Origin of the sequence: Streptomyces coryli (genome assembly GCF_011044975.1) — a bacterium.
Taxonomy (GTDB): domain Bacteria; phylum Actinomycetota; class Actinomycetes; order Streptomycetales; family Streptomycetaceae; genus Streptomyces; species Streptomyces coryli.
In genome coordinates this window covers 1-8,579 of sequence record NZ_JAAKZV010000302.1, presented here as the reverse complement: position 1 = coordinate 8,579, position 8,579 = coordinate 1, and the positions used below count along the sequence as shown (strand labels likewise).

At 68.0% G+C, this 8,579-nt stretch carries 9 protein-coding genes; 3 read left to right on the top strand and 6 right to left on the bottom strand.

Annotated elements, in window-relative coordinates; translation table 11 throughout:
* From G5C51_RS37135 to bla, 3 genes are all read right to left on the bottom strand, one after another.
* Positions 1-191 (bottom strand): hypothetical protein (locus tag G5C51_RS37135; RefSeq protein WP_206314720.1); only part of this gene is annotated, 191 nt, incomplete at its 3' end.
* A gap of 8 nt (positions 192-199) precedes the next feature.
* Positions 200-664, bottom strand: a complete 465-nt coding sequence (locus G5C51_RS37130) for a hypothetical protein (protein WP_165244494.1) — start codon at positions 662-664, stop codon at positions 200-202.
* 118 nt (positions 665-782) lie between these two features.
* Positions 783-1,721 (bottom strand): class A beta-lactamase, encoded by a 939-nt coding sequence (gene bla / locus G5C51_RS37125; protein ID WP_240930186.1) that lies wholly within the window; start codon positions 1,719-1,721, stop codon positions 783-785.
* Positions 1,722-1,804: 83 nt separating this feature from the next.
* Between bla and G5C51_RS37120 the strand changes: the two genes are divergently transcribed.
* Both G5C51_RS37120 and G5C51_RS37115 read left to right on the top strand, forming a co-directional pair.
* On the top strand, positions 1,805-2,725 hold the full coding sequence (locus G5C51_RS37120; protein WP_165244492.1) for a LysR family transcriptional regulator: 921 nt from the start codon (positions 1,805-1,807) through the stop codon (positions 2,723-2,725).
* Positions 2,722-3,630, top strand: coding sequence for a serine hydrolase (locus G5C51_RS37115; protein WP_165244490.1), 909 nt, complete (start codon positions 2,722-2,724; stop codon positions 3,628-3,630). Before G5C51_RS37120 ends, G5C51_RS37115 begins: the two co-directional genes overlap by 4 nt.
* Positions 3,631-3,639: 9 nt before the next feature.
* On the opposite strand, the gene G5C51_RS37110 is transcribed toward G5C51_RS37115, so the two are convergent.
* The 3 genes from G5C51_RS37110 to G5C51_RS37100 are packed head-to-tail and all read right to left on the bottom strand — an operon-like array spanning position 3,640 to position 6,773.
* The gene (locus tag G5C51_RS37110) at positions 3,640-4,464 is read right to left on the bottom strand and encodes a carbohydrate ABC transporter permease (protein WP_165244488.1); all 825 of its coding nucleotides are present in this window, start codon (positions 4,462-4,464) and stop codon (positions 3,640-3,642) included.
* A gap of 1 nt (position 4,465) precedes the next feature.
* Positions 4,466-5,368, bottom strand: coding sequence for a carbohydrate ABC transporter permease (locus tag G5C51_RS37105; RefSeq protein ID WP_338118445.1), 903 nt, complete (start codon positions 5,366-5,368; stop codon positions 4,466-4,468).
* A 46-nt stretch (positions 5,369-5,414) separates the two neighbouring features.
* On the bottom strand, positions 5,415-6,773 hold the full coding sequence (locus G5C51_RS37100; RefSeq protein ID WP_165244484.1) for an extracellular solute-binding protein: 1,359 nt from the start codon (positions 6,771-6,773) through the stop codon (positions 5,415-5,417).
* 216 nt (positions 6,774-6,989) lie between these two features.
* Here G5C51_RS37100 and G5C51_RS37095 point away from each other — a divergent pair, with 216 nt between their 5' ends.
* The gene (locus G5C51_RS37095; protein ID WP_165244482.1) at positions 6,990-8,384 is read left to right on the top strand and encodes a cation:dicarboxylate symporter family transporter; all 1,395 of its coding nucleotides are present in this window, start codon (positions 6,990-6,992) and stop codon (positions 8,382-8,384) included.
* Positions 8,385-8,579 lie beyond the last annotated feature (195 nt).

Here is an 8,579-nt window from a genome sequence, read left to right as displayed (position 1 = left end):
TGACACACCCACCGCGCGACCGCTCCCACGCCAATCGCCAGCAGAATGGCCCCCGCATCGATGACATGCGGCAGCCCAGGAAAGAACGCAAAGAACGCCAGCGTCACCAGGACCCCACCCAAGAAGGCAAGAATCCCCACCCGCCTACGGCGCACCTGGTCGGCGCCATGCTGCTCCTGCTGGTCGATCATCGGGCAACTCATTTCGTGATGTGGTGGCACTGCGTCACGCGGCGCACGCCGTTGACATAGAGATGCGCACAGGCCTTGCCGTAACGCGGAAGGGTCTGGGGCGCGTTGTTGCGCATCGGGTCAATCTTGCACTTCGGATGGGTCTTGCCCCGCGAGGTCCGGTACGTCTTGTTGTTGGTGTCGGCGTATCTGAAGTCGATCCGCCAGTTACAGAAACCGCTGTTGAGCGCTCCTACGAAGCCGCAGTCGACGCCCGCGTTCTGGTACGTGATCTTCTTCCCGCCACCACGGATGATGTGCGTGAACATGCAGCCCGTCGGGACCTTCATCGTGACCCCACCAACGGAGTATTCAAATGTCTCGACGGCGGTTGACCCGATCGCTCCGGCGTGAGCCTGCTGGGGCGCCATCAGGATCAGCGCTCCGGCGGCGGCGAGTGCAGTGACGAATCGTGACGCGTGCTGGACAGACATCTCGAACCCTTCTGACGAGTTCTGCTGATGCGGTCCAGGACTCCTCCTGATCAGGGGTGGTTGCAGAGGGTAACGAGATCCATGCTTGTGGGTGACGGTGCGGCTGGGCCCCGCCGGTTCACGATGCGTCCATCTCGTCGGCGACTGCCCCTGCCGCCTCGGCGATCAGTTTCTCGTCGGGTTCTGCGTTCTCGTTCTTGCGGTTGGTGAGGATTGCCAGGATCAGGGGGGCGGCGTTCGGGCGCCAGATGATGGCGATGTCGTTGCGGCCGCCGTAGGTGGAGGCGGTGCCGGTTTTGTCGCCTACCTTCCATTGCTTTGGTACGCCTGCGCGGATCAGTTCGGCCCCCGTGGTGTTGCGCTTCAGCCAGTCGGTCAGTTGCGCTCGCTCCGGCTTGTGGAGTTCGTCGCCGAGGGTGAAGGCGCGTAGGTCCTGGGCGAGTTGGCGTGGGGTGCTCGTGTCGCGTACCTGGCCGGGCTGCCAGTCGCTCAGGGCGGGTTCGTTGCGCTCCATGCGTGTGACGTCGTCGCCGGCGGCCCGTAGCACCTTCTGCAGTCCGGCGGGGCCGCCCAGTTCGTCGAAGAGCAGGTTCGCGGCGGTGTTGTCGCTGTAGCGCACGGCGGCGTCGCAGAGCGCGCCCAGTGTCATGCCGTCCGCCACGTGCTTCTCCGTCACCGGCGAGTTCGCGATCAGGTCGTCCCGCTCGTACGTGATCTTCTTGTCCAGGCCCCCCAGTTGCCGCTTCTTCAGCACCGCCCCCGCGGCCAGCGCCTTGAAGGTGGACGCGTACGCGAACCGCTCCCCGTCCCGGTACGCCACCTCCCGCCCGGTCCCGGTGTCCACGGCGTACACCCCCAGGCGCGCGTCATAGCCGCGCTCCAGCTCCTTGAACTCCCGCGTCGCACGCCCCCGCTCCGTCGCCGAAGCCGAAGCCGAAGTCGAAGGCGAAGACGCCGGCCGGTCGTCACGGTCCGTCGCACCGCCGCTGTCCCCGCACGCCGTCACCGGGAGCACCACGAGCACGGCCGCCATGAGGTGGTGAGTAAGTCGTCGCATAACGAATGATGCTGCGGAGCTGCGGTCATGCTGTCCAATACCGTCCTGCGCGATTCCATGCGTTTCCCGCATACTTGGTGCTCATGGATCTGGTCGGAGCCTGCCGCGCCTTCGTCAGCGTCAGCACCCGCGAGAGCTTCACGGCCGGCGCCGCGGCTGCCGGCCTGTCACAGCCCGTGGCCAGCCGCCGCATCGCCGCCCTCGAAGAGCGCCTGGAACAGCCGCTCTTCGAGCGCACCTCGCGCCGCCCCGTGCTCACCGCCTTCGGCCGCGACCTCCTCCCGGCCGCCCGCCGCCTCCTGGAGGCCGCCGACGCGCTGGAGCACGAGGCCAGGATCGCCGGCCGCCGGCCCTGGCGGCTCGCGGTGCCCGCGATCCATCCGGCCATCGCCCTCGCCCGGCTGGTCACCGACGCGCGCACGCTGGGCATCGCCCTCGAGGTACGCCCCGCTGCCCCCGCCGGGCGCACCGAACTCCTCCACACCCAGCAGGTACGCGCCGCCCTGCAGGCCGTACCACCGGACGAGGCGGCCTGGACGCTGCCGCTCGGCCTCGCCGGCGATCACGACCCGGGCATCCGGCGCGTCCACCTCGACAGCCTGCGCCCGGGCCGCGGCGCCGACGGGCCGCCGCGGCGCGTCTGGGTGCAGCCCGAGGACGACGTACCGCACATCAGGGACCCGCTGATCAGGCTGCGCGACGCCGTCGGCCTGCAGCCCGCACAAATAGCCACCGCCCCCGACCTCACCACGGCCGCCGCCGAAGTCCTCGGCTCCCGCGATCTGTTGCTCTGCGCACCGGCCCAGGCACGCGAACTCGGCCTGGACTGGCGCCCGCTCGGCGATCTCCCGCTGCACCGCGGCTACGCCCTCACCACCGCCGACCACAGCAACCCGCAGCCCCTCCAGGACCGCCTCTACGGCGTCATCGCCCACTGCCTCGGCGCGGCCCCGACCGCCCGCGCCGCCGCAACCACCGCCACCTCCCGCGGACCCGCCTCATGAACGCCCAGGCCCTCCGGCACACCCTCCGCGAGCAGCTGAACGACGGCGGCCTGCACGGCTGCTACCTCGTCCGCGACCTGCACTCCCGGCAGGAGGTGGGCATCGACGCGGACACCCAGCTCCCCGCCGCCTCACTCGTCAAGGTCCCCCTCGCCCTGGCCACCGTCGAGCGGATCCGCCGCGGCGAACTCGACGGCGCCGCACCCGTCGACGTACCGCCGGGACGCATCACCACCCGCGGGCCCACCGGCCTGTCCCGCTTCCGCCACCCCGCCCGTATCGCCATCGACGATCTGCTCTACCTCAGCACCTGCATCAGCGACGGCACCGCCGCCGACGCGCTGTTCGCCCTCACCCCGCCCGGCCAGGTCACCCGGCTGCTACGGGAGTACGGCCTGCACGGCATCACCCTGCGGCACACCATGCGCGACCTGACCGACACCCCGGCCGAACATCTCGACGATCACGACGCCGAGGGCCGGCTCGCGCTCTCCCTGGCCGTCGACGCCGGCACCGAAGGGCACGGCCACCCGGTGCGGCAGCTCGACAACGCCCGTACCAACACGGGCAGCGCCCGCGCCTGGACCGACCTGCTGCAGGCCCTGTGGACGCCCTCGGCCATCCATCCGGCGACCGCCGAGCGGGTGCGCGGTCTGATGGCGCACAACGTGCTCCGCCACCGCCTGGCCCCGGACTTCGCCTCCGACGCCAGCACCTGGTCCTCCAAGACCGGCACCCTGCTCAATCTCCGCCACGAGATCGGCGTCGTCGAGCACGCCGACGGGCAGGCCTTCGCGGTCGCGGCGCTCACCGAATCCCGCGTCCCGGCCACCGTCCAGCCGGCCGCCGAGGCGCTGATGGCCCGCGTCGCCCGTACGCTCCGGGACCACCTGCGCCAGCTGTGACAGTGACGGTCACCCCTTGACCGCACCCCCCAGCGCGAAGCCGCCGCCCAGCTTCCTCGCCACCAGCACGTACAGCAGTACCGCCGGCGTCGAGTAGAGCATCGAGAAGGCCGCCAACTGCCCGTAGACGACCGTGCCCTTGTTCCCGAAGAAGTCGTTGATCGCGACCGAGGCCGGCATCATCTCCGGGCTGAGCAGGAGCATGAAGGGGACGAAGAAGTTGCCCCACATCATGACGAAGGAGAAGACCGTCACCACCGCGATGCCGGGGCCCATCAGCGGCAGCACGATGCGGATGAGCGACTGCATCGGCGACGCGCCGTCCGTCCAGGCCGCCTCCTCCAGGGACTTGGGGACGCCGTCCATGAAGTTCTTCATCAGCCAGATCCCGAAGGGCATCTGGCTGACCGCGAAGAAGAAGATCGTGCCGCCCATGGTGTCGATCAGGTTCACCTGTACGTACAGGGCGTAGACCGGCACCATGATCGCGGTGATCGGCAGGCACGACGAGAACAGGATTGTCAGCATGAACGGGCGGCTCAGCCGCGACTTGTACCGCGACAGCGGATACGCGGCCAGCGCCGAGCACACCACCGTCAGCAGCGTCGCCCCGCCGCACAGGATCAGGCTGTTGAGCAGCGGGGTGAAGGTGATGTCCGGGGTCAGGACCTCGGAGTAGTTGTCGAAGGTGAAGCCGTCGGGGGCCTTCACCTTCAGATCGGCCTCCGGGTCGATGGACGACAGCACCACCCACGCCAGGGGCAGCACGAAGGCGACGATCACCACCAGCAGCCCGGCGTCGGCCGCGAGGCGGCGGCGCGTGCGTGCCGACATGTCAGACCTCCTCGCGCAGCAGGCGCATGTAGACCAGCGAGAACAGCGAACCGAAGACCAGCAGCAGCAGCGCCACCGCGGTGCCGTAGCCGATCATCGAATTCTGGATGGCCTGCTCGTACATGAAGATCGGCAGGGTCTGCGACTTGTTGCCGGGGCCGCCGCGGGTCATCACCCAGATCAGGCCGAAGACGCTGAGCGTCTGCAGCGTGATCAGCATCAGGTTGGTGCCGATGGAGCGGCGGATCATCGGCAGCGTGATGTGCCACAGCCGCCGCCAGCCGCCGGCCCCGTCGACCTGGGCGGCCTCGGTGATCTCCGCCGGGATCTCGTTCAGCGCGGCCGAGTAGACCAGCATGGAGAAGGCCGTCCCGCGCCATACGTTGGCGAACGACACGGCCAGGATCGGCAGCGTGTAGAGCCAGTTCTGCGTCGGCAGGTGGAGGAAGTCGAGGATGGCGTTGAGGGTGCCCTCCTTGCGGAAGAAGGCGTAGAGCAGGAAGCCCGCCACCACTTCCGGCAGCACCCAGGCGGAGATGACGACGGCGCCGGTGATGGTACGGACCGGCTTCGACGCCTTCTGCATCAGCAGCGCGAGGCCGAGGCCGAGGGTGTTCTGGCCGATCAGCGCCGAGACGACCGTGAAGACGATGGTCAGCCAGACGGCGTTGATGAAGTTGTCGTCGGCGAAGGCGTCGGTGAAGTTCTCGAAGCCGACGAAGCTCGACTCCGCCTGGCCGGTGAGCTGCAGGTCGGTGAAGGCGATGTAGACGCAGTAGCCGATCGGCCCGGCCAAGAAGAGCAGCAGCAGGACCACGGCCGGTGAGACGGGCAGGGCCCGTATCAGCGAGCGGCCGATGCTCTTCTGCCCGGCCGGCCGGCCGGGGCCGGGCGGCGTCTTCACGACGCCGCCCGGCGATGTGGGAGGTGCGGTGGTCACAGACGATCCCTTACTTCTGGACGACCTTGCCGTCCGTGACGGACTTCAGCTGCTCGTCATACTCCTTGGCCGCGTCGTCCACCGACGTGTCACCCTCGCTGACCTTGCCCATCGCCTCCTGGATGGCGGTGGAGACCTTCGGGTACGCCGGGTAGGCCGGGCGGTAGTGGGTGTAGGGCACCAGGTCGGTGAAGAACTTCGTCGACGGGTTGCCCTCGGCGTACTCGGGGTCGGCGGCGACGTCCTTGCGGACCGCGATGCCCGAGTTGGCGATGTACCACTTCTGGGAGTTCGCCTTGTTCATCGCCAGCGCGGCGAACTTCCAGGCCAGGTCCGGGTTTCCGGCCTTGTCCGGGATCGCCCAGGTCCAGCCGCCGGAGAGGGAGACGCGGCCGGGGTCGCTGCCGTCCTTCGTCGGCATGTGCGCGAGGCCGAGCTCCTTGTCCCAGTCGGGCCACTCGGTCTCGGTGCCCTTGCTCCAGTCCTGCGGCAGCCACGAGCCGTCGAGGTTGATCGCGACCTTGTCCTTCGGCATGAACTCGTTGCGCATCCGGGTGCCGATGTTCGGGTCGAAGGCGTCGGACACATCGGGCCCGAGCTTCTCCTTGTAGACCGTCTCGACGAACTCCAGCGCGTCCTTGAAGCCCTGGCCGCCGGCCACCCACTTCTTCGCCGCGGGGTCGTAGAGCGGGTCCTTGCCGGTCCCGTAGAGGAGCATCTCGAAGCCCTGCATGGTGGCCATCTCACCGGCGGGCTTGCCGGTGTAGACGTTCAGCGGCACGACGCCCGGGACCTTCTTCTTGATCGTACGGGCGGCGTCGAGGATCTCGGCCCAGTTCTTGGGCTGCCAGTCCTCGGGCAGCCCGGCCTTCTTGAGGATCTTCTTGTTGAACCACAGCCCGCGGGTGTCGGTCCCGTCCGGGATGCCGTACGTCTTGCCGTTCTCCGCCTTCGCCGCCGTCTTGGCGGTGTCGATGAACTGGTCCCAGTCCTTCCACTTCTTCAGGTAGGAGTCCAGCGGCTTCAGATACCCGCTCGTAATGTCCGAGTTGATCAGGAAGGTGTCCTCGTACACCAAATCGGGCGCGGTCTTCGGCGACCGCAGCATCTGCTGCAGCTTGGTGTAGTACTCCGAGTCCGGCGCCTTGATCGGCACCAGTTTGACCTTCTTGCCCTTGTACTTCTTCTCGAACTGCTTCTTCACATCGGCCAGGAAGTTGTCCATGACCTTGACCTTGTTGTCGGTCGACTGCTTGAACTGGATCTCGACCGTGTCCGGGTCACTGCCGGAGCCCTGCCCGCACGCGGCCAGGGTCGTCGCGGCCAGGGCCGCGGAGATGAGCAGGGGGAGGGTACGGCGTCGTCGCACGGGAAGGACCTCCTGAGCAGCGCTGGAGAGATGCGGCGAACGTAAGGCTGTGATGATGTCCGGTCAATGGCCTGGAAGTGACGTGACAACGTTGTTATTGCTGTCCCGTCCCGCCACGTTTACGCGAACGCAATGAACACAAGGGTGACGGCCGTCACGAGGACGGGCAGAGTCGCCCCGAACTTGCCCGGATGACAGAGCCGTCAGGAGGCAGCTGTGGCTGCACAGTCCCCACCCGAGCAGCAGTCGTCGAGAGGACGCGACCGCACGCACTACCTGTACATAGCCGTGATCGTCGCGGTGCTCGCAGGCATCGCGGTCGGCTTCGCGGCCCCGGATGCCGCCGTCGAACTGAAGCCCATCGGCGAGGGCTTCGTGAACCTGATCAAGATGATGATCTCCCCCGTCATCTTCTGCACGATCGTCCTCGGCATCGGCTCGGTCCGTAAGGCGGCGAAGGTCGGCGCGGTCGGCGGCCTCGCGCTCGGCTACTTCATGATCATGTCGACGGTGGCGCTGGCGATCGGCCTGATCGTCGGCAACATGCTGGAGCCCGGCTCGGGCCTGCACCTCACGGACGAGAACAAGGGCGCGGGCAAGGAAGAGGCGGCGGGCGCGAGCGAGTCGACGACCGACTTCCTGCTGGGCATCATCCCGAAGACCCTGGTCTCCTCGCTTACGGAGGGCCAGGTCCTGCAGACCCTGCTGGTGGCGCTGCTGGTCGGCTTCGCGCTGCAGGCGATGGGCCGCTCCGGCGAACCGATCCTCAAGGGCGTCGAGCACATCCAGCGCCTGGTCTTCCGCGTAATGGCCATGATCATGTGGGCGGCCCCGGTGGGCGCCTTCGGCGCGATCGCGGGCGTGGTCGGCGAGACGGGCGTGGACGCCCTGAAGTCGCTCGCGGTCATCATGCTGGGCTTCTACGCGACGTGCATCATCTTCGTCTTCGTGGTGCTGGGCACGCTGCTGTGGGTGGTCGCCCGGATCAACCTGCTTTCGCTGCTGCGGTACTTGGGCCGCGAGTTCCTGCTGATCCTGTCGACCTCGTCGTCGGAGTCGGCGCTGCCGCGCCTGATCGCGAAGATGGAGCACCTGGGCGTCTCGCGCCCGGTGGCGGGCATCACGGTGCCGACGGGGTATTCGTTCAACCTGGACGGCACGGCTATCTACCTCACGATGGCGTCGATCTTCATCGCGGACGCGATGGACCAGCCGCTCAACATCGGCGAGCAGATCTCCCTGCTGCTCTTCATGATCATCGCGTCGAAGGGCGCGGCGGGCGTGACGGGGGCTGGTCTGGCAACGCTGGCCGGTGGCTTGCAGTCGCACCGGCCGGAGCTGCTGGACGGCGTGGGGCTGATCGTGGGCATCGACCGCTTCATGAGCGAGGCGCGGGCGCTGACGAACTTCGCGGGGAACTCGGTGGCGACGGTGCTGGTCGCGACGTGGACGAAGGAGCTGGACCGGGAGCGAGCGGATGCGGTGCTTGCGGGGAAGCTGCCCTTCGATGAGACGACGTTCGTGGATGAGGGGCACGGCGACAGTCCGAAGGATGTGCTGCCGGAGCAGCGGGGTGGCGCTGGGGGTGGGAAGGAGACTGCGGATGTGTGAGGGATGAGGCCTGAGGCCTGAGTGCCTCGCATCGGCTATCTGCTGACAGCGGCGGCGTGGCCGTCACGATCCGACAGCATCTCGCCCTGCGCTTGCAAGGGCGGACAGCTTGGCATCGGATGGTGACGGCTGCGCCGCCGTCGTGCGTTGGGGCGCGGTGCGGGAAACGGATGGCTGGCTACGGGAGGAGTGGGG